Genomic DNA, 25,684 nt, shown 5'->3' with positions numbered 1-25,684 from the left:
TTCGAAAATAGACGATCCGGAAGCAGTGGAGAAATTGAAGCAGTAGCCGTTTCTGTTCCCGAATAGCGCAGTGAGTTTGTCGTATCAGTAGCTAGCCTTCTCACTCCACATCGCTCAGCGCACCTTCTTGAAGAAGGGCGTCCGCTTCCTCGGGGTTGTCCTCGGCAAAGTTCTGGAGTTCAGCTCTCGACGAGATACCATATTCCAGAACTAGATAGTCATGCGTGGCTGGACCAACGTAGAGTTGATCAGTCAAATCCGTTTCTTCAATCGGCGGAATTGCATGTTCAGCTAGCCACTCGTACGCCGTCTCGAGTGCGTTCTCGACATCGATTTCTTCGGCATTGAGAATTACTTCTCTCCCTTTCCGGTAGTATGGGTGTTTCTCGTCTTTTGGTGTGTTTACGACAATCGAGAACCGGTTGCCAGAGGATTTGATAGTCAGATTAAACCGTCCTTCAGTGACCCACTGTACTGCGGAGTCGCTGTCATCCACAGGTCGGAGTGACCATCCAGCAAATGAATCACGAAGCTCTACGTCAGCAAACGGGCCGTCGGTCTCCCGATACTCTGTTCCGGTGGTAAATCCGCCGACAAAATCCTTCGCGATTGCCGCAACGACATCCCGCTCGAGACCGGCATCTTTCGCAATATCGATGTGATCGGCCGACTCAGAGAGAAAATCGCCCGGTGTCCGGTAGCCGGCATCAGCGAGACTAACAATTACTGCACGTGTGACGGCTGGATGATTGTGTAGTTCGTCAGCTATTTCACCGGTTTTCATCTCGTTGAGATATTGGTGTGTAGTCTGGTCTGGAATACGAAACTCAGATTTCTTGAGCGGACCCGGTTGATTTCCTCCAGCTTCTGCAAGGGCATCGGTAACTGTATATCGAGTCTCAAGTAGCCGCTGATATTCTCGTTCCTGTTCATCCGTCGCTGTGGAGACGTAATCCATCACCTCCAGATCAACTGAAGGATCGAAAAACAACTCCCTGTCTGTCTCAGCCGCGAACTTGACCAATTCGTATGCTGTCGACATACCTGTACTTTCATACCAAATTGTATAAAAATCAAGGATAGCGTCTGCTGGTCCCCTCCCTAAAGTGACTGTATCCCAGACTATCGTGTCCAGTTGTGCAGGCTACTGGTGCTCAACATGCTACTCGATATTGGTTCGGCGGTTTCGGAGGCCGGTACGATCCTGCTGTACACCGATGAACCGCTAGATGAGTGCCTTTGCCGACCAGTGTCTCGACACAGGCGGTCCGGCACAACAAGATGTGCTTCGCTGACCCTGTGGCCGCTGAGGAGAAAGCGGCGCTGTTCGATTTCATATCCTCAGACTGGAAACGTGCCTACGACAAGGATGATCATCACGACTACTCGAAGAGGCCCCGGCCAAACTAATGTTGGATGTGTGGGACGACTAACCGCACAACGTGTGGGACATTTTAAATCACGAAACATCATATGAAGCATAATGCCGCCAATTCCAGAATCGATCCCGGAGAGAGACCAGGAGCTTATTCAGGACCTTCTGGACCAGAAACCGCCGGAATTTACTGATCTCACCCTCACGCAGCACGAGGCATTTGCTGACAGCGTGCTTGACGACGGGAACCACCTTTTGATTGCTGAGACGGGGAATGGAAAGACGTTCGTCGCTGAAGCCGTCACAAAAAAAGCCCTTCAGAATGGCGACAACGTGGCATATCTTGTCCCATCAGTATCACTGGTAACTGAAAAGTATCAGACTGTCTCTGCGTGGACACCAGAGGATGCAACAGTCAATAAGGGCCACGGCTATGCGCAGGCAAATATCGTTGTCGCAACGTTCGAGTCCTTCTACGAGGCTGTCGTCCGTGGGTACGCGAATCGATTTGATACAGTCATTCTCGATGACTTTCACGAAATTTATAGCAGCCATCGGGGTGCGAACATCGAGAAGGGGATCAGTGCCGCTCTTGAAAGTGGGATGGAGCTGCTTGGAATCTCAGCGACAGTCGGGAACCCGCATACAATCGCCCGGTGGCTGGATGCAGACCTCACGATCAGCAGTGAAAAACGAGCAGTCCCAATTGAGGAGACTCCCGTTGAGACAACTGAAGAAAAGTACGCACAACAATTAGCTCGACTCATTCGGTCTCACGAGGAGAAGGGCCCGTTCCTCATCTTCAACAACCAGCGTAGCTATACTGAATCCCGTGCCCGTGGATTATCGAAGCTCTATCAGTTTGAGACAGACCACAACGTGGACTTCGAAGCGGATATCAAGGAAGCGATCAGCACTGAACTGACGGACGAACACCGGACACTGATTAGTATGCTCACTGCCGGTGTCGGGTATCACCACGCTGGGTTAGAAGATGGAATCAAGGAACTCATCGAGCAGTACATCGATGAGGGCGTAATTCAGTGTGTATGCTGTACAACAACGCTCAGCTATGGGTTTGACTCCCCGGTACAGTCCGTTATCGTTGCCGATCTCAAGCACTGGACAGGTGAATTCATTGGCGTCTACGAGTACGTGCAGTGGGTAGGCCGAGCAGGGCGTGACGCGGATAAGTACGACCAAGCATATGCGTTCTGCTTGTTCGGTGATGAAAACGCATCTGATCAGTTTCAGTTCGATACACCAATTGAAGAAAAAGACCTAGAGGATGTCGAGACACACCTCTCTGGCCAGAGTACCCTCCGGTGGTTAGTACTGGAGCTCGTCGCCTATGGATGGGAATCTGATCAAGAAGTGATGGAATTCATCCGATCAACGCTTTATTGGTCGGAAACCGTCGAACAAATCCCGCAGCATCTTCGGACTGCGATGGATGTCGAACCTGGTAAGGAGATTACTGACGCTGTGAGCGAGACGCTTGCGTGGCTGACCCGCCAAGGACTAGTCAATCAAATAGTCTCACAACCGCAGGCAGAAAAGACGCGTTACGAGGCGACTGACCAGGGACGTGCGCTCGTCGAATACGAACACAGCAACTGGTTCGATAACACCATTGAGTCGGTACTCAGCCTGTCTGAATGGTTGTCCTCGCAAGAAGGTAAACTCACGCCAGAGGCACTCGTCCAGCGGCTTGCAGCTGAATACTACCACTGCGATGCAGGGTTATCGATGACCGGGGGAGGGACGCTTGGAAACTGGATGTCGGCACACGATCTTGCCGACTCAGAGGGAACGACGGCAGCCCTTGGCTGCTGGCTGTGGTGTGAAGGTATGTCTGTCGGGCAGATTGAAGATCGATTCGGTCTCGATATCAGCGGGTTCGCAGGTACGATGGGGAATCTCTCGACAGCAATCGAGAGTTTGAGCCATCTGTTCACCCCCATTGATATGCCAACCGAACCTGAGTGGTTGGGAACACTGGCCGCCCAAATAGAGGCCGGGGTTCCTGGCCCCGATATGTACCTTCTTGATGCAGCCGATCAATTTGGACGGTACCGCTACAATACGCTGAAAGATCAGATAGACACAACGGGTGGCTCGACGTCCGATTGGGATCCCGGTGTCGAAGCTTATCTGATTGAGCGGCTATCGGCTTTGCTTTCAGAGAACGGTGAATCGCTCTTTCTCGACACCGTCCGTGAGGCTGAGAGTATCGGCCAGGTAACGAGCGAGAATGTCTTAGATGCGGTCAGTGAGTGGGACCCCAGTAACGACAGCCGCGCAGCGGTCCCATTCAGTCAATCGATCCGGTCACGTGATTCGGATGTCGAACTTGTCCGGTATCATGGGGCGGACGAGTCTGGCGGTGAGACGAGTGGAGAGACAGAGCGGACCACACTCGGTGACTTCTCCTGATCTCCAGATTCGAACCGCTGTGAGCAGAGCAATCGAAGTCATGTTGCGCTACCGAATCAGTCAACATCCACTGTGAACTTGTCTGTGGCATAATCTGGATATTGCACAGTGGTACTGCTCGCTACGAACCCGCGAAAACCCAGCTCAGTCAGACACTCGGTAGCTACAGTAAAAAACGAATCTGAAACCGACAGTAAACCCACCCCACAAACACCACTCCGGCGACGATTACCTTTGCTCTGAGCAGCGACAACTATTCAATACTATCCCGAGACTGCGTGGAATTACCCGAAGTGTTGCGCCGGAACTGACCGATAACCGGTAGGTATCAGATACCGCCAGCGCTGAAGACGCCGTCCCAACAGTTATTACCCAATACATGAATTATGAATTGTATGTCGAAAGTCGCCGGGGACCCAGAACGAGCTATCAATGGGCTCCTATCGATTGCACAACTACTGGAAGAGCCACGCTTGGCCCGGCTCTACACGTTTGTTCTCCGTGAGGGCGACGTAACCATCGACGATATCGTCGCTGCGGTAGAGATTCCTCGAACGACAGCGTACTCGGATATGGGAACGCTCGTTGACCTCGGTGTCATGACCCGAGATGAAGACCAGAAGACGCACACGTATTCCGCTGTCCCGATCACGCTGACTGCAGATCTGGACGGTGACGAGTATACCGTCACCCCCACTCTCATCGAGGCGGTCGGTCGCTCACCACACGACCAGGACCTCGACCTCCTCCTAGAACGATACGGGCTCGGCAAACTCGCGGCTGCGCTCACGTATGCCATCCCCTATGCTAACGGTGAGATGTCTGAACGAGTCGCAGCTCGGGAGCTCGATCTGCAGCAGGCTTTCGCGATTGCGGTCCTGCATGCGCTCCGAGATGTGGTTCAGGACATGGAAACCGTTGATCCATACTTCGAAGATATCCGGAACGCTCGCGACCAACCACCGTCAGCAGAGGACTGACGGACACCTATGAGTACGCCATTCGACCCATTTCAGGAGTCCGTGGCGTGGGTCGCAGATACGGGATTCTTCATCGCCTGTGGGCGGCAGCAGAATAATAAATACGCTGCTCTCGAACGCTTCGCCGCTCAGAACGACCTCACGTTCGTGATTCCCCAGCGTGTCTATGCGGAACTCGGCGGAGCACCAGACCGCAGCACACCGGGACAGACGCCGATTAACAGTGCACTCGATGCTGGCTGGGTTCGAGTTGCTGCTGAACCCGACTACGCGAACAGCACAGTCTCTCGGGTAATGGATGACATCCGGTCATACATTGCTCGGTCATCAAATCGAGCAGAGGATCAGATTGAGAAGGCAGATACGGCCCTTGGCGCTGTTGCAGCGACTCTTCTTGAGAGCGACGACGCTCGATACGTCTGCGTTGTGACCACGGATACTGATGCTGGTGAAGGAACTGTCGCCGCACTTGCAGCCAACGGCTTCGAAGATCGAATCCAGTTCAGAGACGGATTCGAGTTGATCGACGAAATTACGTAACCGGGTTGTCGATGAGGTAGGCTCTGTCTTCGTACCTGTTTGCAATATTCCTAGGGGTACGCAGTAGTGTAGAATGTACGTGCCGGTGTCGGATTTATCGCCTTGTTGAACCCTCTCTCGGGGATAACTCCCGCACCCAACAACAAGTTAGACCTACAACGATTTTGACTGTTCCCACACCACTGCCCCCGAAGTAAACACCCTACGCAGGCTTGACCGGCGCAACATACTGACTCTTGACCTTGTCACCCTCGCGCCACTGCAAGTAGTAGTACTCGCGATCGTCGATCGTCTTCACTGTCAGCGTGCCCTTCGAGCGTGGTATCTCAGCCTGCTCGTAGGCGTCGGCTACCTTCTCGTCCCAGTCATCTTCGTCGTCGGCCCATTCCTCGGGCGTGTCCACGCTGTCCTGGTCATCGACTCCGCTGTCGCTCTCCAGCAGCACGGCCAGCTCGTCGACGGCGGCAACCGCGTCCTCGTGCGCATCACGACATTCCTGCTCCAGCGCCTCGACGTCGATTCGTTCCAGCGCCGACAGCGCTTGGTGAGCATAGTCTTCGTCGCTCATGCGCTAACCAACACGGCCGCGCACAATAGCGTTTGTGTTGGTTAGCCCGGTCACACCCTGTTGCGAGTGTTCCCAAACCCCACTGTTTCCGATGTATTACTAACTTTAGTTACTACCATTAGTTACACGCGTTAGTAACAGACGTTACTAACACACGCTAATTATTAGTAGTAGCAACATACAGTAATAACACATGTTGGCATATACGACGTACAGTGAGGCCGGCGGCGTCGGCAAGACAACGACAGCCGCGAACCTCGCGCACGCTCACGCTCAGAACGGTCTGAAAACGCTCGTCATCGACCTCGACCCGCAGGAGGCGTCCATCTCCTACATCTTCGGCGTCGACGACGACCGCGACGACGGCGCTGCGGATAATCTCGTTCGGCACATGGTCGGCCGCGGCAAAGGGTCGTTTGCGGACCTCATCCGCGAGGACACCGGCGTGGAGAACCTCGACGTAATCCCGGCCCACAACATGCTCTCGTCGCTGGATACGACGATGCGGCGGGCGAAAGAGACGGAAGAGCAGATGAATCCCGACGCAGAGTGGGTCGAAGAGGAGCAACTCTACCAGCTACTCGGCCGCAACGGCATCCACGAGCAGTACGACGCCATCATCTGTGACCCGCAGGCGTCCGAGGGGCAGGGTCTCTACAACGCGGTCATGGTCACGCAGACCGTGCTCATCCCGGTCGAACTGTCTGGCAAGGGCTCACTCAGTATCGACGGTCTGGAGCAGCTCGTCGACGGACTGGAGGACAACCTTGACATCGAGGTCGGCGTGCTCGGCATCGTTCCTGTCGCGTTCGGCGATACGACGGGCCAGCAGCAACATCTCGCAACGCTCGAAGAAGATATCGACTACGAGGTGCCGGCGGTATTCCGCAAGCGAGAGTCGCTGATGCAGGAGATGTGGGACGCACGGGCGACCGCCTACCAGGTGGTCGAAGAAGCCTACAAGGATGGCGAGAAGGGCGTCCGACGCGTTCCTGACCGCGAACACGCCACGCTCGAAAAGTACGACGACCTCGCGGCGGAAATCGAGGCGGTGTTCGATGCATGAAGTCCGGCGCTGGCTCCCCGTTCGACGACGACTTCGACCAGGAAGACGAGACTGCCGCCGAGCCTGACAGTGATACCACCCAGGCAGATACGGACCTGGAGACCAACACAAGTGCTGAACCAGCCGACATAACTGAGCAACTACCGTACAAGTATCGGCGCGACGGCGTGCAAGACGGTCGGAACCACGCGAATCTGTTCCTCCGCGACGAAGCCGAGGCCCACGTCGAAGACGTCGTCGACGCGATGGACGAGATCTTCGAGTCTGAGTCGGTCTACAAAATCGACGTACTCGAAGCGATTGTGCTGGCTGCCAACGACGATACCCGAACCGTCGAAGACGAGCTCCGGAAGATGGGCTACGGGATGAAGTAACTCTCGCAAGACTCGGCGATAGCAAACCGCTCGTTTTCTCGCGTCACCCCTTCTCTAGGGCCGATTCATGTCTGGATGGTTATAGCCGACAGTAGTTGAGACCAGTCGTCGCAATGCATATTGTATTCTGACGTAGTTCATAAATAGTATGAAGTCGTAGTCTATGAGAGAACGATGGCACGAATTACCGGTTCTTACCCAGATGACCTCGACCTCCTCATTGAGGGTGCTGTCGAGGCTGGTGTGTTTGGTGGCAAGAGCGATGCGTTGCGCGAGTTCGTGCGTGAATACTTTGAGGCCCACGAGAACGAACGGATTGCAGCTGCGGTCGCTCTCTACGAACGTGAGCGGATCACACTCGGTGATGCTGCAAGACTCGCTGCTGTCGACCGCTGGACGATGCGTGACATCCTCCGCGAGCACGGTGTTGAACTTCGCCTCGGACTCGTTGACGAAGACGACGCAGCCTACGAGGTAGAGGCAGCACGCGAACTCGAATTCGATGATGAGGACTCGTCTGATGAGGAGCCACGTGCTAAATGACAGGTAACGATCTCCCAGCGAACCCGAGCGTCTTGAACACGACTGTCCTCTCGAATTTTGCGCACATCGATCAGCTGTGGATAGTAGCTGACCTTTCTGGAATCTGTACGGTACCAGTCGTTCGTGAGGAGCTCGAACACGGCGTTGCTAACCACCCATATCTTCAGGAAGCACTCGATGCGCTTGACGACGAAATCCCAGTTGCGGCGATTTCGGATACTGTCGCAAACAGAGAAGCCGTTGTTGGGGAGCATCTCGATCCTGGGGAAGCACAGGCGTTCGCCCTTGCCGACGCACACGACGGTCGACTGCTGACAGACGACGGAGATGCTCGGTCGTTTGCGAAAGACCAGGGCGTGACCGTTGTGGGGTCGGTTGGCGTTCTGTTGGCTGCAATCGATGCTGGGAGGATCGACGAAGCCACTGCTGACGAGTGGCTGTCGAAGTGGATCGATGAGATCGGCTACTACGCCCCGTATCGAACGATTTCGGAGTATCGATGACAGGCTTGTTCGAAGTTCAAAACGCCTGATTAGAAATCATCGAAGATCTGCTTAACTCTGCCGAGAACCTCGTTCACGTCGATAACGTGCTGATGGACCGGGAGTTCGACAGCCAGCACATTCTAGAGATGCTTAGCCAGCGTGGACTGTCGTATGTCGTCCCGAAACGGATGCAGACCAGTGGGAAAGCCCAGGCAAAACGGTTGCTCCGACGTGACCAAAACCGGTACGAGACCGACCGCAAGCTCCATCTCGGGGAGAACGAGTGGCACGAGACAACGCTGATCTACCGACGGAAGGAAGACTCTGAACATGATTATAACCGGCAGTACTCGGTATTCATGTCGAACCGCGGCAGTGGATTCCTTACTGAGTACGGCTATCGCTGGGAGATCGAGAGTGGCTACAGGTCAATCAAGCGATTCATGGCCGCCACGACCTCGAAGGACTTTGGCCTCCGGTTCTTCTACTTCGCATTCGCGTGTCTCCTGTACTCGATTTGGCGTGCGGTGGATCTACTCGTACAGGTCGAATTGACCGGTGAATACGAACACTCACCAATTGTGACAGCCGACAACACGCTGACGCTGTTGAAGAAAGAAACCGGAATCGGATAGTGAGGTTCTCCACCCGTAATAGCGCGGTGTCTGAGTGGCAACGCTGTCGGAAGTCGTCTAAATTCGCGAACATGAGTGGCAGTGCAACAAGATCGGGCGTTTGGAGAGCTATCTAAGTCAATTCCCGTTCACTGAATCGGCTAAAACCATGCATCACAGTCCCGCTAAACCCCCTGTAGTCTCAACTTCCACCGGCTCATAGTAGTTGAGACTGGCTCTCTCAATGCATAGAGCTCAGGCCAGTTGCTCAATTTGCCGTCGAGCCGCCTGATACTCAGGACCCCCCCGCGCACGAACGCAGCAGTTACACTGAGGAGAAGTACGACTGACCGAAGCGAAGCAGGTCTCGGTCAAATTCGTCCGGGTCGTCGACTCGATAGTGAAAGAGCTGATTTCGCATATCCCCGATTTCAAGCACTAACTCGCGAATCACGTCCTGTTGATCATCGAAGAGTGATTCAAATTCTGCCCAGTGAAGCGAGATGAATTGGGCATAGTGTGCGTAACTGCAGTGCTCGATTGACGCTGGCGTCAGCAGTGGGTGTTCCTCGTCGAAGGTTTCGGCCAACTGCTCCGACAGCGAATCTCCGAACACTCGCGTGAAAATCTCGCGCAACTGCATTTCGATGGATTCGATTAACAGAAACGGCTCAAGCATCTGTTTCAGCTGCGTGAGGAGATCGTAGTCGGTCAGGATGCGCCACTCGTCATCACGATCCACTGCGATGTACGTGTACTCTGCAAGTGCATCGAATACGGCCAGAAGGTTCTCGTCCTCGCTGATGGTGTGTTGCATCTTCGACTGCTGCGCCGACCGAGATCTTATCGAGCGTTTTGTTTCCGACCTCCAGCTGATGGAATGCAAGGTGTGTCCGGACGACTGACCTGTAGGTGACAATCCCGACTAACTCGCCGCCGCGTTCGATACCGATCTGTGTGTAGCTGTGCTCAGACATCCGACGGAGTGCCGATCCGAGTTCGAGATCGTATTCGGCCGTTTGGAGTGTGTTCTCGATAGGTAAGTCAGCGATTGTGTACATGAACGATTGAATCGTAGGCGTGTAGATAACATGCGTTTCCGTCCGTATCTAGATGACTGTCATCTCCACACGATATCATGATCCTTCACGAGTGGGGTATTTTTACAGTTGTAGCCGGCCGATTGCTCCCCATGCTTATGAAATTGTGAACGCCATTATCAGATCTGTTTGAGAGAGTAATCCAGTGTTTTTGAGCTGTGCCATGTTTCGTTGGAAGCGTACCTGTCAAGCGCTTCTATATTGACGATTTTGTACAGGGCGTTCTTTGGAATATCCTCTGATGAGAGGTTAGGCCATCAAATGCGAGTTAATATAGGAGAATAGAGAGGTCCTTGCTCGTACTGCTGCGGCTTCACGGTTGGTTGTGAGACGAGTGTACATGGTCCCTTTGATTACCGACAAAATGTGTTCGGCCTCTTGCGCCGGGTCAACGTCCTGAAACACGTTTGTGCGTACACCACGGCGGACGGTCCTTTCGATGATTGCTGTGAGTCGGTTGTCGATTTCGGTGAACTGCTCGCGGAACGCCTCCTGATCCAGAGCTTGCGGAGAAATTGCGACTAGTACGGAGTGAAGCTGGCGTTTTTCCTTTTTTAGCTGGCTCGGTAGGAGTATCGTTATGATGTGGTCAAGATCGTCTTTTGGATTGTCGCCGATGGTGGTATTGATTGTCGATTCGAATCGGTCGATAGAAAACCTGAGAAACTCAATGAGTAGAGCGTCTTTTGAGTCGTAGTAGTGATAGATCGTCGATTTAGCCTTGTCGAGTTCGTCCGAGATGAGCGATATCGAGAGTTTAGCGTAGCCACTCTTAACCAGTGCTTGGTGCGTTGCATACATGATTTCTTTCTCAGTGGCACCCAGTGTGTCACTATCCTCAGTCATTTGAACAGTCTCCTCCCTCGTTGGTGGCTACGTTGCCACCGCAGCTCGGTCTCCTCGAACCGCACATCTTTCGGGCCAGAACTGGACCAGTCGATTTGGTCGTAACAGGCCACAAGTATGGGCAAAGGAGAATCCATCAGTTCGGACTCCATGTTGAGCGCGACGAAAGCAGTGAATCGAGCGTGTTCCGACTGTGGTCCCAGATGACAATCGATGTTGGGAGGACCAGTATGGACGCGATGAACGAATAAAGGACGCTGAGGGCAATCAGCAATCCAAACTGGCCCAAGATCGGAACAACCGCAAGCACGAGCACGCCGGTTCCGGACGTTGTGGTGACCATGCTGCCCGCCAGTGCGCCACCTGTTCCCCGGACGCTAATGTCGAGTGCTTCCAGCAAGCCAGTGTCTCCTCGGTACTCCTCGGAGAACCGATGCACGAGGTGTGCGGAGTAATCGATACCAAGCCCGATTCCGATCGATAATGTCGTTCCGGTGAGGACGTTGAAGGGAATATCCAGATACCGCATTGTCGTTGCCAAAGCGGCAATAGTGAGCAGTATCGGCACGAGATTCGCAACCCCCAATCCGGGACGACGTTCAAGTAGCCAGTAGGCGAAGAGAAGGAACGCTGCGGACGCGAGAATGGCGAGAGCCAGGCTGATGTACGCCGATTCTGCGATTACATCTGAGACGGCTTTTAATACCACAACACTACCGGTTGCAGTCGCCTCCATCCGGAACTCATCCGCAACAGCTCTCGTATCGTCCGTCACTTCCTGCTGACTCGCATCGGACTCAACGGAGTACACGATGCGCGTTCGCGTGTAGTCATCAGTCATGTACGACTCCGCGCGGTCGCCGTACGGCGAATCATACAGCGCGTTGTAGATGGTCGGGAGATTCTGGTCAGGCACGCCGTTACCGTTCTGGTCGTTCTGTGCGACGAGTTGACGGAACTCCGGCGAAGTACGCTCGTACCGATTAATCACGGTAAGGATGCTTGTCGTATCTGCACTCCCGCCAGCTGTAACAAAGGAGTCAGGCGGGTCCTGATTCGCCCGGCGGATCTCCTCTAGCGCTGTTCCGTCCTGTAACGACCCTTCAACGTATATCGTTACTGTGTCACTCTCGCCGCTCTCGAAGGTGTCTTCAAGATAATTAATCTGTTTCGTGACGGTGTACTCGCTCGGAGCCACAGCTTCCGGCAGAACCTCAACGTATCCGGGGTTCTCCTCCGGTGGGAGGAAGTCTTCAGTGGTGAACCGGGTATCAATCCCAGTTCCATACGCCCCCATAGCTGCCGTAGACACCAGTACGAGGGCAAAGAATATGTACGGGGCTCGGCGGGCGATTGTCACGCCGACGGTTAGCGACTTGCCGACTGCGGAGTCCTCAGAGCCGATTGGAGCGATACTGAATTCAGGAAGGTTGTATCGCACACGCTGCCGGTCCATGAAGTGCTTGAATGACGGCAGGAAAATACCGAAGATGAGGAACGTGAATATGATTCCGACGCTGGCCACGAACCCGAGGTCGCGGATCGGGCCGAGCTGGCTGGTCCCGTTTGCGGCGAATCCCAGCACTGTCGTTCCTGTCACAATAAAGAACGCTGGGAGCAACTGGTCAGTTGCGGTCCGCATCGCGGGTGTTGGTTCGATGTCCTCGATCCGTTCTTCACGGTATCGGTTCACAGCGTGAATGCCGAAGTCGATTCCGATGGCAAGAAGCAACGGCGGGACTGTGATCAACATCTGCGTGAATGGGATACCGGCCCATCCCATGAACCCGAATGTCCACACAATCGCCATCGCAAGGGAGACAAGGCCAATAAGCAGGTCAAACGGGTCCCGGTACGCGATAATGAGGAAGAACAGAATCAGAACCACGGCGGCCGGGACGACGAGCCCCAATGAGTCGGAGATGACACTGCTCAACTCCGCAGAGATGAGGCCACTTCCAAAGACAGAGATATCACCGTCAACCGAGCTGACAATGAACTCCGCTTCCTGTTGAATGGGCGTCAGTGGTGATGACCCCTCTGTCCCAGCACTGCTTGAGACACCTGAAACCTCGTGTGTGACAGTCGTCAGTGTTGCAGATGCCGACGGCTCCTCTCGGTTTAGATCGTTGCTGAGTAGCCCTGCGACTGCCGGCTGGCGCTCAAGTGTGGTTCGGGTGGCAGACTTAATCTCTGTCTGCGAGGCTGCTTCTACGGCATCGATCTGCTCTGGGAGTGTGTCTGCGTTCGGGTCCAGCGTCTGTGCGACTGCCTGTGCGACGCTTGTCGTCCCGACAACGTCCTGTGATTCACGCTCTGTAAGCCGGTTCTGTGCTTTCAGCATGTTGAGGATAGCTGGCTTCGACAGGACGTTCTGGTCCTTTTGAATAAGCGTTGTAGAGCCAGTCCCCTCACCGAACGGTTCGCGCTCGAAGTTATCGTTGACCTCGTCGAACGCTTCTTGCGCGGGAACGCCTTCAGTGAATTGTGATGTCCCCGAGTCGGTTGCGGTCATACCGAACCCCGCCGACAGAATGAGGGTTGCGATAATGAACACAGCGACGACTGTCTTGTCACGGTTGACAATCCAATCGTCCAGTATGTCGATGTATTTCTGATAATCTAGCATTGTGACATAGATGTTAGCCTCGGACGGTCACTGTCGCCTGTACCAGACGACGCCGCCAACGACTGCAAGGAGTCCAATGCCACCAATCAGCCACAGTGGCGTCCCCCCGCTTCCGGACTGGTTCGTGACGTCTATCGGGAGACTGTAGGTGTCAGAAACCCGTTTTTCTCCATCAGGCGTCTCATACTGGAAGTCCAAGTTGAGCGGATACGTCTTCTCCAGCGCATCGCTGCCCGCCGAAAGCTGGACGGAGACCGTTTCTGACTCTCCGGGTGCCAGTTCAGCGATGAACGTTTCATCGTCACTGCTGCTGAGGGGATCATTGACGAACGCCTTCCCCTCGATGCTTGTCAGCGTCTTGTCCTTTGTGTTGGTTATCGTAAACGTGATTGACCGGTCTTGGCCCACACCGAGCGTCGAATTCTGTATTTCGATGTCAAATTCGTCCTGGCTACCAGCCACCTCTGAGCGGACCTCAAGCGTGTCTGCTTCAACCCTGTCGCCGTTATCATCGCGGTAGCTCACGCCGAAGTCAAACTGCCGAGCACCTGCCTCTGCGCTGTTGGATACATCAACGCCAAAACTGAAGTTGGCTGCTTCGCCCGCATCGAGATCTCCAACAGCGTACTGTGACTCTTTTGGCGACAGTGTTGACTGCTGACTTTCCCATGCGATGACGACGTTCTCAACGTCACGCGTACCAGTGTTTGTGATGGTTGCACTCAGTGATCCGTCTTCACCGGCCTGCAGCGACGTTTCGATGTTGGACACGCCGAAGTTCTGCTCCGGCGCAGGACTGAGGCTTAACTGCACATCATCGTATGTGCTGGTATCGCCTTCCTGGTCGTCATACTGCACGTTGGCCGATAGCGCGTAGCTTCGGTCCTCGGCATCGGTGCTCGCCGTTGTGTCGACGCGGACAGTCCGGACTTCTCCCGGTTCCCATGCCCCCACGTAGGCGGTTGTGGACGAACTCTTTCCAAACGTTATATCGGCGTTCTGTGAGACAAACGTGACAGATGCGTCGTTAACAGTCAACGGGCCCGTGTTGCGGAGTTGCACCTCATACGTGCCTGTGTTACTGACCGCGACAGAACTACTTGAATTGACAACCGAGAACCGCTGTTCTGGGTCAGGTGCGACTGCGACGGACTGTGCTACAGATTGTGTGCGGAGGCCCTCTTCGTTATCGAATGCGACCGAGAGCTCAAATCCGTACGGCTCCGGCTCCGCAGCTTCAGCAGAACTCACGCGATAGTTGAACGTCCGGACTTCTCCCGGTTCCCACGTATCAACGAATCGCGAAGTGGCAGCGCCGCCGCTCACTGTGAGGTCCTGATTCTGTGATTCCAGCGTTACCGCGGCGTTCCGTGCGGCGCTATCTCCAGTGTTTTCGACCCTAACCGCCACTGTGCCTGTGGAGGCGACGCGTGCATTCGAATCAATGTCGGTCACATTAAACGTGGCATCATCGGTGACATCAATTTCGATGTCGACCGTTCGGGTCTCTCTGTCTTCGTCTCGTGCCCCTGTTCCCTCAGAAATGTAGCTTGTATGCTTGTAATTGAGTTTCAGTTGTGCCTCATACGTTCCAGAACTGGCGTCTTCATCCACGCTGATAGTAAACGGCACTGTCACTTTCGGTCCGGCCTGTAGCGTGCCGAGGCTTCGTTTCGAGTTCTTGACCGAGATAGGTGCGTCACCAGATCCGAGTGATACAGTAAGCCCCTTTGCCGTTGTTACCTCGTTGTTCAAAGCTGGGTTTCGAGTGGAGCCGCTGTCAAGCTCCCCGCTGTTGACCAGTGAAATTTCTATGGTCTTTTGTTCGCCCGGGGCAACAGTATCATCTTCAAGCGTTGCCACGATATCGGGGCTTCCAACGACCGCAGCGGTTGCCGTTCCGCTGGTAACGATAATCCCGACTACAGCCAGAAGTAGCAGTTTATACTTTGTAGAGGCCATGTTACTTGAGGTTTCGTTCAAACCGCGTCTCGTTTCTAGCGACACTCCGTCTCGGAATTCTTCGTTTGTGAGTAGCCATTTCCTGATGTTGACTAAACGTTCAATCACATATAGTGCTTTCGTGTCTTTCGGGGAGACGAAAACAGGTACCCAGTCAAAGCCACACTAGCTCACTATCTACCGCCTTTAACACAGTTTCTACAGGTATAATGGGACATTAGACGGTTTGAGGCAGCAGAGAGGTGTCTCTATGAATAGAGCGAACCAGAGTACAGTCCAATGTACTCCGCTGATACAGCGGACGACAATACGCTTAAGTTTATTGAATGTATATTCAAATTTATAGTTATGTGCAACTGTACCCGCTATCCAGTTCAATGATAAAAAATACAACCCAGATTGGTCTTGTGCTCTACAGAGAGAGTAGTGAAACCGTGAGCCATTTGAACCGTACCAGACAAACAGGAAACGGTCGACCTAAAGATGACTAACGAGATATCCTTTTTCCAGAACCCAGATGGAACCCGCGAGGAGATTCTTGAAGCTACATTCTATGCATTACGTCAATACGGGTACGCGGATCTGACTATTTCAAAGATAGGTGACGAATTCGGGAAGAGTCAGTCGCTCATATATCACCATTACGATAATAAGGACGAGCTGTTGGTAGATCTTCTGGATTATATGCTGGAGCAGGTCGAAAATCAGGTCCCACTTCCCAACCAGTCCCCTGAAGAGTATATTGAGATAATCGTCGATGAAATATTTGGCACCAGCAGCAACAGTGATATCGAGTTTTCGCAGGCCGTAATTGAACTGCGAGCGCAAGCAGCACATGACGACGATTACAGCCGTCTCTTTCGAAGGATTGATGATTTCATTCGAAAACAAATCGCGCGTGTCATCCAAGCCGGTGTTGATACAGGCGCATTTGACGTCGAAGACCCATCACAGACAGCCGCGCTATTCCATACAGTTTTAGTCGGGATCCAGGCGGAACGGATTACCAGTGATGAGGAAACTATCGACGATGTAAGAGACGAGTTTCAGCGGTATGTCGAGGACTGTCTGCTCTCCGCGTAGCCTTTCACAGTTGCGTTTCGCTACGCGATTACTGCCACCGTCAACCGTCATGCCGCCACCGGGCATTGACTGGTAGTTCTCTTCGGGTTCTATTACCAGTCAGACGAATTTTTGGGCGTGTCGTTGGCAGCATCTCTTAGTGGTTGCGAGCTGTGATTCTCAACGCAGTGTCTTTCGACGAATCGCCCAGCAGTCATACGCTGAATGGCCAGCGTATGATTCGACGCCACTCTATGACCGGAGTTCTCTCGCCGGCCTCGAAGAAGACATTTGGACCGTTGCGTCCACATGGTTCGACCACGAGGCTCACGACTCCGTTGACGAGTTCGTGTCTCACTACCCAGTAGCGTATGTCGAGTTTGAGCCACATGACCGGTATTCTGGAGCTACTCAGTACGAGATGGCCCAACTGTTCCGACTGTTTCTACTCAAAGAACTTCACGGCTGGACCCACGAAACGGCACTCCTCACGTATCTCCCTCACCATCCTGACCTCCGTGAACAACTGGGCATGGAAACAGTCCCAGACCAGTCGACGCTGTGGCGCAGCTGGGATAATCGGTTCACTGCAGAGCTTCACGAGACAATTGAGGCAGCTGCGCGGACGATTCTGATCAAAGCTCAAGACGCGGACGTTGCTGTTCCACGCGAGCCAGAACGAAACTTTCCATCACGGGATAACGTAGCGGATAAATCATACCCAGACGATCAAGCTATCCTCAATGAAGCCGGATCGATCACGGACCATATCAGTCACGTCGTTTTCCCGGCATTCTCACTGAATCGCGACAATGGCTGTGAAATCCACGAGAACGCTTACTGGGACTTACAAACGTATCTCGGACTTCGTGAGGGGCTGGCTGCTAACGAAGGTGCCCGCAGTTTCGTCTATGAGTCGAGACGGGATCGGACACCGTTGGGCCACGCCCATCGCGAGCACATCCGCGACTTATCGATTGAACAGATTCGGGAGATGTATCGGCAGGCTGTGACTCGACTGTTGGGGGAAGCAGCGGAGACGGAGGAGTTCTTCCGAGCAGGGATTGTTGCTATCGATATTACTGAAGCAGACCCATTCACAGGCGACAGAACCGGACACGAAGATGAGATTATTGGGACAAAAGAAAAGACCGATGAGTACGCGTATCAGTGGGCGACGGTCCAGTTAGTCGGCAATGCCGTCCCAATTGTGTTAGATGCACGCCCGGTTCGGAAAGGCGAGACTCGCAAGGAGATTGTCGAGGATCTACTCGACTCTGCCGAGGATCTCGTTCACGTCGATAACGTATTGATGGACCGGGAGTTCGACAGTCAGCATATTCTAGAGATGCTCAGCCAACGTGGACTGTCGTATGTAGTCCCGAAGCGGATGCAAACCAGCGAGAAAGCGCAGGCCAAACGGTTGCTCCAGCGGGGTCAAGACCGATACGAAACCGACCGCAAACTCCATCTCGGGAAGAACGAGTGGCACGAGACGATGCTGATCTACCGCCGGAAGGAGGACTCCGAATATGATGATCACCGGCAATACTCGGTGTTCATGTCCAATCGCGGTAGTAGCTTCCTCACTGAATACGGCTATCGCTGGGAGATCGAGAGTGGCTACAGGTCGATTAAGCGATTCATGGCCGCAACGACATCGAAGGATTTCGGGTTACGGTTCTTTTATTTCGCGTTCGCGTGTCTCCTGTACTCGATTTGGCGAGCGGTGGACCTGCTGGTACAAGTTGAGTTGACCGACGACTACGAGCATTCGCCAATTGTGACGGCCGATAACACGCTGACGCTGTTGAAGAAGGAAACCGGAATCGGATAGAGAGAGGTTTTACCCGTGTTAGCGTAGCGTCTGAGTGGCAATGCTGTCGGAAGTCGCCGAAATTCGCGCATGCCGTTGGAAGTTCAATAGGAATAGCCGTTTGGAGAGCAATCTGAGCCAATTCCCGATCACTGAAACGGCCGAAACCACGCATCATAGGCCCGCTAAACCCGCTGTAGTCTCAACTTCACCACTAGCCGATATTGGGTATAGCGATATGAACTTTATCAATTCGGGAATTGCCTGACTCCGCACGTTACAGGCACTGAAACGCCATAATTCGACTTTCAGCAGTAGGTTTGTATTATTGCAGTAAGCACCACCAGTTTTACCCGGACCGCCGCTGTACGGGAAGCATGGATCGTCTTCCGCCTGCATACGACGCTACTCCCGGGGATGACGCCCTCGAAGCAGCCATCGAGAAACGACTGGTCGATATCGACTCCGGGCGCTACCGAACGAACGTCGCGAGCGTCCTCCGCAAGTTCGCCACATGGGCTCGCGACCGCCACGGCGTCGCCAGCCCCGACGACATCGACGAGAATGTCTGCCGACAGTACGCTCGCGACCTCGCGCGAGCTGAAGATCGGGACGACATCTCCCCCGAAACGGCACGCCGGTACTTCGCGTACGTCCGCTCCTTTCTCACGTGGGCCGTCTACGAGGGCCTGGTTCCAACAAACCCGGCCAAAACCAACCACGCTGAGGGACCACTGCCGACAGACGAAACCGAGAGTGACCAGCAGTACTGGACCACACGGGACCGCGACGCTATTTGTGCGACAGCCACCGCTCGCGTCGACGAAGCCAGCGAAAGCGACGGTATCAACCGCAGGGCGGCTTACCGTGACCAAGCACTCGTCTTCCTACTTGCCTACTCAGGTGCGCGTAGCGCCGAACTCGTCGCCGTCTCTGATGACGAAGCACGGAACGGGCTCCAGTGGCGACACGTCAACCTTGAGGACGGCACCATGCAGGTGTTCGGCAAGAACCGCACCCGGGAGGCCGCGCCGATCCTCGACGAGGCAATCGACCCGCTCCGACGCTGGAAGCAACTCCGTGACCCTGCCGAAGACGAAGCCGTGTTTCCCCGACTGGACAATGCGGCGAAAGCAATAGAGCCGACGCCCTCGATCACTACACAGTCTGCTCGAAACATCCTGGCCGACCTGTGTGAGTGTGCAGACTACGAGTTTGAAGAGCCGCTAAAACCTCACGGTGCCCGCCGTGGGCTCGGGCGGGAGATCTATCGTGAGAACCCACAGCTGGCACAGGATGTACTCCGCCACAAATCCATCGAGACCACGCATGAAGGCTACGCTCAGGAGGCTGCAAAGCGGACACGTGACGAAGCGAACGATATCATCTCTGGTGGGTAGACTAACCAACGAAAACGCGTAAAACTCTTTTTGTTGGTTAGCTCTTCCGAGACAGTCCCTGCGGAGAAGTCCCCAGGCTCCCTCTGGGATTACTCTGGTGGAACGATGTCTTCACACGTTGGACACTCGGCCCACATACCCTCCGTGTCGTCAGTTTTCTCGTATTCAACCAGCAGCCATGCAGTCGTGATACGCTCGTCGCAGTTTGGGCAGCGACCGAGACTGTGCGTGTCGTCGGACATGGAAAGGGTATGGAAGGAGCGCGTGACAGTGTTCCTTCCACGCAAAAATTCGATCGGTATCGAGTATAAGCGTCTGCTATGGTTCAGAGTGAATACATTTAGTACTGTTATCGCTAAGCTCTCGACACCTGCCCTTTGGTCCTCATCTTGGAGTGAACGTGAGCGATGTTCCAGAAGTTAGATTGTTGATACGGAACTTACGATTCGCTTCTGCCCCGAAAGCACAGCCTGTAGAGCATTCGATACCGACATCTCTGGTGAGGAAACGACCTGTGGTGTCGCTGCTCGTTCCGCCGCCGTGTCCGCTATCTTGTATTCTCAGACCGTCATTTGTGGTTTTTTGCGATGGCTGGACCGGTGTTGCAGACGAATTCGATACGGCCCCTGCATCTTGCATCGCATCAGAGCTACTGGGGAACGGACTATCTTCAGGAGGGTTGACCTGTATGAGCTGGTCGAAAAATGTTCCGACCTCGATAGTGTAACTATTGGGGGGTGTAATCTCTAATATCCAGTCATAGCGGCCAGGCTCCACATTCGAGTCAGCGAAATTAAATTCAAACACACCTTCGTCAGGTCGTACCTCCGGGGTGACCTCGGATTCGCCACTTGGATACGACAGTCTGAGTGTTCGTTCCCACTCAGCCGAAATTGATGGATGATGGGTGATGAATGCCGCCTCTGTGGACTGTGCAAAGACGTACTGATAGCCATAAATGAGAAGTTTCTCACCACTTGAAGCGATAACTGACCCGTCCTCTAGAACCTCAAACGAGTACCTTGCACAGGTCTGACGAGACATGATGGAAGTATCACCTTCCCACGTGCCGTTGATTTCTACTCGATTCCCGTTCGCTCTGGCGTACAGGGTTTCCGTATCACGAAGATCTCCATCGTCGAAATGGTCTAAATAGAACCTGTTTATTTCATGGGAACCGCTGCTTGCGGCTGAAGTGCCGGCTGCGTTTTCATCAACAGGTTGCGCTTCTGTGGTGGTGTCGGTACTTGGGTTCGGCGTCACCGTTTCTTCTCCACCGGAGTCGCCCTGCAACCGGAGACAGCCTGCGGTGTGTCCGATACCGACAGCCCCACCGATTTTAAGCAAGTCACGGCGAGATAGACCTGTCATATACTACGTGAAAATTACTAATAGTTATTAAGTATTTGGTTATATTATAAGGACGAAATGTAGATTAGCGTTGCTATAGTACTAAAAATGGGAATTACATATAGGATAAATCTAATAACGAACTGTATGGGCGAACACAGTGGATCCAGACGAAAATTCCTTACTGGCGTGGTGGGGTCGGGTATAATCGGATTGAGCGGGTGTTTACGAATGATTGGCGGTGGTGGGTCGAATGAGCTACAAGATGCGTCGTTTCGATTCGAACGCACTGGTGAGCGATTGAATATTGTCTATGAAGGTGGCGGGTCACTGGTGGCACGACAACTTCAGGTTCGTAGTAGTAGCGGCACTGTTTCGACATGGAACCAGCTCGGCTCGACGCAGGCCCAGGCAGACACGACACTATCCTCGGGGGCCGAAGCAACGGTCGGTCCAGCAATAGTCAATTGGGGCCAAGCTATCCGCCCGGGCACGACGGTTAGATTAGTCTACATGATCGACGGCGAATCACCGTCGACTCTCGCAACATTTGAACAAGAACGTGAGGCGTCACAGACGCCTACTCCTGACCAAACCCAATCAGACGCGATTAACACTCCAAGAGGCACACTGATCGCCGGTGACGACTTCGAGAGTGATCATCAAATGAACCCATATCGCATGGACACAGTTGACTCTCGATCGTACGACTGGGGAACGGTACAAATTGATGCACCCGACGGGGGAGAGTACTGCGGTCGCATAATGGAGAACGACTCGGGTCAAGGGACCCGTGTCACCGCGATTTCGAATAAGACGACAACTTGGGACAGGTCATACACATTCGAATTTCTCCTCCGTTGTTCCGAGTACTCCGTTGACGGACCTTGGAATAAGAACGACATCATGTGGCGAGGCCATCGAGAGGGGATGACCGACCGAATGTTGGGTCTCCGAGTGTTTGATACCGATGGAGCCGGCGTTGACGAACCGTTCAAATGGATCGGTGGTGGCGTAGCCGATTCATCAGATGGACATAGCATGGATTGGCAGCCGTCGGTGTGGTACAAAATCGAAGGCTATGTCGACGAAGAGACCGGAGAGGCAGAGGCGATGATCTGGCCCACAACTGATTCCCGACCCGAAGAGTACCAGATTTCTGCGACTGTCGAGACAGGAGTCAGCGATCCGCTCCCATACGCCGTCCGCGTTGCAGGACGGCGCGGATACAAGATCACCATGGACTTAGCACATCTCTATTGGAACGCCGTTGAAAACGACCGCTGAAGAATGTAATCGGTGTTGCGTTTTCGATATTGTATTGGCATTACTGGTTGCGCTGATTACAACGTTCCGTTTTGACGGTCGGATAATGTTACTCGCAATTTTTGATTGGTTAGCACTACTCCACTGAGGCGGCTCGGAGCTCAAGTGTTCTGTATCCCGAGTTGATGACGACTCCAGAGTTCGTCGCAGCGATGAACGTGAGATCGGCCGACATTGAAAACGCTGTTTCGCCTGATGTCGGAACAAGGCCGTACAGTTCCTCAACAGCAGTACCGTACCACAGGAGGCCGCCTTGGTACACCAGCAGCTCCGGGGTAAAGCCACTGTCATTCTCCAAGGTACGCGACCAGCGCTGTTGCCCATCTCTGACACTAGCACAGAGGAGGCCATCCGTTGTCGGGACGATAACGTTCTCTCCCACGATCACTGGTCGTCCGGCGACCTCACTTCCGACACTCCACTCGTACTCTAACGTCCCGGGATCGAGTCTGCGTAGCTCTCGATCCACATCGGCGACCAGATCGCCCTGGTAAGTCACTGGGTATCCGACGTTCAACGGTGCGCGGTACTGGATCGTTCCATCTGCCACCGCAAAGCCGGCGAAAAAGTTCGCAAAGCCGATATGGAGTGTGTCATTTAATCGGCATACTCCACTTGGGTACGCGCTGTTTCCGACCGTATTCCTCCATTTTTCATTGAGACTAGTTCGATCTAATACAATGATACGGTTCGCGTATCCTTCATACTCGGTTGACTCTTCGACTGTGCTGCAGACGAGCAGGTCTCCGACCGTGGTGAGTCTCGATATGTTTCCCTGAATCTCGGTCTCTGCCTGTCGCTCTCCATTCTCCGCGTCGAACCGGTAAATCGTCGAGACGGTGTCGTCGGCTGCCTGGCTGCCGACGTAGCAGTCCGAATCGGTCAATTCGACGACCGAACTGTTGACCGGCGCTGCAAGCGTAGCTAGCGGGGTCGACGAGCCAAAGTCGCGGAGTTGAACCTCGTCGAGCGTGGCGACCAGATACGATGTTCCAGCAGATGAGAGTGCGCTGATATCCATCGAGAGTGTTTGTACTGTCTCAACCGATGCGGCTGTCGACGCATACTCCGACGGTGTGCTGGTCGCTCTTTGTGTGCCTTGAGAACCGGCCGTCGCGGCTGACCCTGCCTGTGTCGCTGTTTCCGACTCATCAGCGTCTTGGAAACTCAGGCAACCACCGGTTCCGGACGCTGCCAGTACTGTGAGTAACTCCCGTCGTTTCATGTGTTTGTCTCCAGCGAGAACGCCACCATCTGGTTTTCCATCACGACTGCCAACGTGTTTCCTAACGCGAGGGCGTCGTGTGTTGACGCAGCGAAGCGAGTTCGGACCTGCTGTTCTCCTGTTTCAATGTCGAACCCGTACAACTCTCGATTGCGCTCTTCGTCGGGCAATTCGGTCGGCGTAACCCATACGTGGTCGCCGACGATAGCTGGTGATGATTTCATTGGTCGGTCGGTGGTCGTCTGCCACACCGTCTCACCTGTATCAAGGTCGACTGCGTGTACCTGTGAGTAGGACGCAAAATACGCACGATTGCGATGGAAGGTCGGTGCCGCAGTGTAGACATACATGGAGTCGGTCTGTTCCTCGAGTAGATGCCGCCAGGCAACCGAACCGTCGGAGTCGATTTTCACTAGCTCCACGCCACCCCCACCAGCAACTGGCGCGTACAGACTTCCGTCGTACTGCCGGAGCGGCGCGGTCACGTAGCCGTCAACGGTCCAAGTGACAGTTCCCGTGGCCGGATTCCGAGCTTCGATTCGATTTTGATCCCTAGTACCGAATCCGACGATAGCCTGTCCATTAAACGCAATACCGCCCGTGTACGATCTGTCCGTTTCAGAAACCGACCAAACCTGACTGAAATCACGTTTCGATAATCCGACGACTTTGTTTGTTGTGCCATCATTTGAGTTGTGGTCGGTTCCAACCACGACATAATCGTCCGTAACGGCAGGTGGCCCGCCAGCAGGACCGATATCCGCTGTCCCGGCGATTTCTCCGGTTTCAGTGCTCGCTTTGTACAGCCCAGGCTCTAAAAACGATGTATAGTAGAGTGTATCGCTGTCAACTGTTCCGAGCAGTGAGATGCGGTCTTGCTTCGTCTGCCAGCGCTCTGCACCATTGGTCACAGAAAGCGCCCGCACACCCTCACGGGATCCGGAATAGACCACGTTGTCGTCTACGACAGCGCTTCCTATCGGATTGAAAAATGCGTTCCATTCGCGGGCCAGTGACACTGGTGGTTCCGGTGTACTTGTCACCGAAGGTGATGTCGTCACTTCGGTTGTCGAACTTTCTGTGGTCGACTGCGCCTCGGTTGGAGTCGCTGTCGATGGTGTCTCAGTCCCCGTTCTCAGACACCCAGTGAGGAGTCCGCTACCAAGCGTCGCCAGTAGCGTCCGTCGACTATATTTTGTCAGACTTGACTCGGTCATGAGCGACACCAGAACAACTGAGAGGCATTGCCTCGGTGTGACTCAGAGATAGTCAACCGGGGCAGCCGTTTTGAAGCCTGTTGCCAATGTGTAGTTCTCGATGAAAACGGCTCAAAATCCAATTTTGTTCTCAAGCGAGCCAGAGGTGGTATGGTGGCTTGTATCAACGGTTCGAAGACGCTGCTAATGACAACGAAGAGCAGTAATCGGGGCCGATAGCGCAGCATAATCATGCCAAGAATATCTATAATAAAATGGTTTTCAAACGGGCAACATACCTGATATATATTGCTATTACAACGTGTATGAGCTATCAGACGTCAGCCATTCCGACATCAACAGTAACCCACTCAAACATTCACGGTTCTCAGAGAATTGGACCAGGGCGAACGAACAGGAACACGACGGCGTTCAGTGCTAATCCGAACAGCATGGTGACGCTTCCGGCTGTCAGCATAAGCGCCCCTTCCCGGGTGCTGTACTGTCGCCGAACCACGTAGCCACAGACGAGGGCGATTGGGCCGAGTACGTACGGGGCAATGACAACAGCGAGTGTGGAACTGCAGACACCAGAAAAGAAGAGCAAGCCGTGACGAGTGTTCGCCTTCCCGTGCCGACGCCGGAACTGCGACAGGGCGTATGTTGCTCCGACGAGTAGATTGAGTCCTGGAACGAGGACACCGACGATGACCAGCCACGAGAATGTCCCAGATCGGAGACTGTCAAGAAGTACAACGGGCACCAGAACAACTGAAGCCCCCCAACAGGCG

General features: G+C 54.0%; 19 protein-coding genes and 2 pseudogenes. 12 read left to right on the top strand and 9 right to left on the bottom strand.

The genetic code is table 11. The features are described from left to right. Positions 1-100: 100 nt before the first annotated feature. On the bottom strand, positions 101-1,042 hold the full coding sequence (locus tag BVU17_18515; GenBank protein ID AUG49567.1) for a hypothetical protein: 942 nt from the start codon (positions 1,040-1,042) through the stop codon (positions 101-103). A gap of 441 nt (positions 1,043-1,483) precedes the next feature. On the opposite strand from BVU17_18515, the gene BVU17_18510 reads away from it, so the two are divergent. The 3 genes from BVU17_18510 to BVU17_18500 all read left to right on the top strand — a co-directional run bounded on the left by BVU17_18510 (position 1,484) and on the right by BVU17_18500 (position 5,331). Further along, a complete protein-coding gene (locus BVU17_18510) occupies positions 1,484-3,811 on the top strand; it encodes a hypothetical protein (GenBank protein ID AUG49566.1) in 2,328 nt (775 codons plus the stop codon). 395 nt (positions 3,812-4,206) lie between these two features. Then, positions 4,207-4,791 (top strand): transcriptional regulator TrmB, encoded by a 585-nt coding sequence (locus BVU17_18505; GenBank protein AUG49565.1) that lies wholly within the window; start codon positions 4,207-4,209, stop codon positions 4,789-4,791. A gap of 9 nt (positions 4,792-4,800) precedes the next feature. Beyond that, complete coding sequence (locus tag BVU17_18500; GenBank protein AUG49564.1) at positions 4,801-5,331, top strand: hypothetical protein; 531 nt, start codon at positions 4,801-4,803, stop codon at positions 5,329-5,331. A 202-nt stretch (positions 5,332-5,533) separates the two neighbouring features. On the opposite strand, the gene BVU17_18495 is transcribed toward BVU17_18500, so the two are convergent. Beyond that, positions 5,534-5,899 carry a hypothetical protein gene (locus BVU17_18495; protein AUG49563.1) on the bottom strand — a complete coding sequence of 122 codons (366 nt, stop codon included), beginning with the start codon at positions 5,897-5,899 and terminating at the stop codon, positions 5,534-5,536. A 193-nt stretch (positions 5,900-6,092) separates the two neighbouring features. Between BVU17_18495 and BVU17_18490 the strand changes: the two genes are divergently transcribed. The 5 genes and pseudogenes from BVU17_18490 to BVU17_18470 all read left to right on the top strand — a co-directional run bounded on the left by BVU17_18490 (position 6,093) and on the right by BVU17_18470 (position 9,002). Beyond that, positions 6,093-6,965 carry a chromosome partitioning protein ParA gene (locus BVU17_18490; protein AUG49562.1) on the top strand — a complete coding sequence of 291 codons (873 nt, stop codon included), beginning with the start codon at positions 6,093-6,095 and terminating at the stop codon, positions 6,963-6,965. After that, entirely contained in the window at positions 6,962-7,339 is a 378-nt protein-coding gene (locus BVU17_18485; GenBank protein AUG49561.1) for a hypothetical protein, read from the top strand. Before BVU17_18490 ends, BVU17_18485 begins: the two co-directional genes overlap by 4 nt. A 174-nt stretch (positions 7,340-7,513) precedes the next feature. Further along, a complete protein-coding gene (locus BVU17_18480) occupies positions 7,514-7,882 on the top strand; it encodes a hypothetical protein (protein AUG49560.1) in 369 nt (122 codons plus the stop codon). Beyond that, entirely contained in the window at positions 7,879-8,385 is a 507-nt protein-coding gene (locus tag BVU17_18475; protein ID AUG49559.1) for a twitching motility protein PilT, read from the top strand. Before BVU17_18480 ends, BVU17_18475 begins: the two co-directional genes overlap by 4 nt. A 32-nt stretch (positions 8,386-8,417) precedes the next feature. Beyond that, positions 8,418-9,002, top strand: a pseudogene (locus tag BVU17_18470) (transposase). Between the two features lie 304 nt (positions 9,003-9,306). Here BVU17_18470 and BVU17_18465 read toward each other — a convergent pair. The 4 genes and pseudogenes from BVU17_18465 to BVU17_18450 all read right to left on the bottom strand — a co-directional run bounded on the left by BVU17_18465 (position 9,307) and on the right by BVU17_18450 (position 15,518). Continuing rightward, positions 9,307-10,042 (bottom strand): annotated as a pseudogene (locus BVU17_18465) (hypothetical protein). Positions 10,043-10,330: 288 nt separating this feature from the next. Beyond that, positions 10,331-10,927: a transcriptional regulator gene (locus BVU17_18460; GenBank protein ID AUG49558.1), complete on the bottom strand. Its 597-nt coding sequence runs from the start codon at positions 10,925-10,927 to the stop codon at positions 10,331-10,333. A gap of 136 nt (positions 10,928-11,063) precedes the next feature. Further along, positions 11,064-13,556 carry an RND transporter gene (locus BVU17_18455; protein ID AUG49557.1) on the bottom strand — a complete coding sequence of 831 codons (2,493 nt, stop codon included), beginning with the start codon at positions 13,554-13,556 and terminating at the stop codon, positions 11,064-11,066. A 27-nt stretch (positions 13,557-13,583) separates the two neighbouring features. Next, positions 13,584-15,518 (bottom strand): sialidase, encoded by a 1,935-nt coding sequence (locus BVU17_18450; protein AUG49556.1) that lies wholly within the window; start codon positions 15,516-15,518, stop codon positions 13,584-13,586. Between the two features lie 483 nt (positions 15,519-16,001). On the opposite strand from BVU17_18450, the gene BVU17_18445 reads away from it, so the two are divergent. The 4 genes from BVU17_18445 to BVU17_18430 all read left to right on the top strand — a co-directional run bounded on the left by BVU17_18445 (position 16,002) and on the right by BVU17_18430 (position 22,433). Further along, the gene (locus BVU17_18445) at positions 16,002-16,601 is read left to right on the top strand and encodes a TetR family transcriptional regulator (GenBank protein AUG49555.1); all 600 of its coding nucleotides are present in this window, start codon (positions 16,002-16,004) and stop codon (positions 16,599-16,601) included. Positions 16,602-16,740: 139 nt separating this feature from the next. Continuing rightward, entirely contained in the window at positions 16,741-18,417 is a 1,677-nt protein-coding gene (locus tag BVU17_18440) for a transposase (protein ID AUG49554.1), read from the top strand. Positions 18,418-18,773: 356 nt separating this feature from the next. After that, positions 18,774-19,796 carry an integrase gene (locus BVU17_18435; GenBank protein ID AUG49553.1) on the top strand — a complete coding sequence of 341 codons (1,023 nt, stop codon included), beginning with the start codon at positions 18,774-18,776 and terminating at the stop codon, positions 19,794-19,796. Between the two features lie 2,280 nt (positions 19,797-22,076). Next, entirely contained in the window at positions 22,077-22,433 is a 357-nt protein-coding gene (locus tag BVU17_18430) for a hypothetical protein (protein ID AUG49552.1), read from the top strand. 115 nt (positions 22,434-22,548) lie between these two features. Here BVU17_18430 and BVU17_18425 read toward each other — a convergent pair whose 3' ends face one another. From BVU17_18425 to BVU17_18415, 3 genes are all read right to left on the bottom strand, one after another. Further along, a complete protein-coding gene (locus tag BVU17_18425; protein AUG49551.1) occupies positions 22,549-23,493 on the bottom strand; it encodes a hypothetical protein in 945 nt (314 codons plus the stop codon). Between the two features lie 200 nt (positions 23,494-23,693). Beyond that, positions 23,694-24,716 (bottom strand): hypothetical protein, encoded by a 1,023-nt coding sequence (locus BVU17_18420; protein ID AUG49550.1) that lies wholly within the window; start codon positions 24,714-24,716, stop codon positions 23,694-23,696. Between the two features lie 565 nt (positions 24,717-25,281). Further along, positions 25,282-25,656, bottom strand: a complete 375-nt coding sequence (locus BVU17_18415; protein AUG49549.1) for a hypothetical protein — start codon at positions 25,654-25,656, stop codon at positions 25,282-25,284. Positions 25,657-25,684: the final 28 nt, after the last annotated feature.

The sequence above is a fragment of the Haloarcula taiwanensis genome (genome assembly GCA_002844335.1).
Classification (GTDB): domain Archaea; phylum Halobacteriota; class Halobacteria; order Halobacteriales; family Haloarculaceae; genus Haloarcula; species Haloarcula taiwanensis.
The sequence above is the reverse complement of the archived record's forward strand: the minus strand, read 5'-3'. Positions and strand labels throughout refer to the sequence as shown.

What these genes read in the sequence shown, in the direction of transcription:
- BVU17_18505 (AUG49565.1), top strand. Translation starts at nt 4,207, where the DNA reads ATGTCGAAAGTCGCCGGGGACCCAGAACGAGCTATCAATGGGCTCCTA.
- BVU17_18455 (AUG49557.1), bottom strand. Translation starts at nt 13,556, where the DNA reads ATGCTAGATTATCAGAAATACATCGACATACTGGACGATTGGATTGTC.
- BVU17_18480 (AUG49560.1), top strand. Translation starts at nt 7,514, where the DNA reads ATGGCACGAATTACCGGTTCTTACCCAGATGACCTCGACCTCCTCATT.
- BVU17_18445 (AUG49555.1), top strand. Translation starts at nt 16,002, where the DNA reads ATGACTAACGAGATATCCTTTTTCCAGAACCCAGATGGAACCCGCGAG.
- BVU17_18435 (AUG49553.1), top strand. Translation starts at nt 18,774, where the DNA reads ATGGATCGTCTTCCGCCTGCATACGACGCTACTCCCGGGGATGACGCC.
- BVU17_18425 (AUG49551.1), bottom strand. Translation starts at nt 23,493, where the DNA reads ATGGATATCAGCGCACTCTCATCTGCTGGAACATCGTATCTGGTCGCC.
- BVU17_18475 (AUG49559.1), top strand. Translation starts at nt 7,879, where the DNA reads ATGACAGGTAACGATCTCCCAGCGAACCCGAGCGTCTTGAACACGACT.
- BVU17_18510 (AUG49566.1), top strand. Translation starts at nt 1,484, where the DNA reads ATGCCGCCAATTCCAGAATCGATCCCGGAGAGAGACCAGGAGCTTATT.
- BVU17_18495 (AUG49563.1), bottom strand. Translation starts at nt 5,899, where the DNA reads ATGAGCGACGAAGACTATGCTCACCAAGCGCTGTCGGCGCTGGAACGA.
- BVU17_18500 (AUG49564.1), top strand. Translation starts at nt 4,801, where the DNA reads ATGAGTACGCCATTCGACCCATTTCAGGAGTCCGTGGCGTGGGTCGCA.
- BVU17_18485 (AUG49561.1), top strand. Translation starts at nt 6,962, where the DNA reads ATGAAGTCCGGCGCTGGCTCCCCGTTCGACGACGACTTCGACCAGGAA.
- BVU17_18490 (AUG49562.1), top strand. Translation starts at nt 6,093, where the DNA reads ATGTTGGCATATACGACGTACAGTGAGGCCGGCGGCGTCGGCAAGACA.
- BVU17_18430 (AUG49552.1), top strand. Translation starts at nt 22,077, where the DNA reads ATGACCGACCGAATGTTGGGTCTCCGAGTGTTTGATACCGATGGAGCC.
- BVU17_18515 (AUG49567.1), bottom strand. Translation starts at nt 1,042, where the DNA reads ATGTCGACAGCATACGAATTGGTCAAGTTCGCGGCTGAGACAGACAGG.
- BVU17_18460 (AUG49558.1), bottom strand. Translation starts at nt 10,927, where the DNA reads ATGACTGAGGATAGTGACACACTGGGTGCCACTGAGAAAGAAATCATG.
- BVU17_18450 (AUG49556.1), bottom strand. Translation starts at nt 15,518, where the DNA reads ATGGCCTCTACAAAGTATAAACTGCTACTTCTGGCTGTAGTCGGGATT.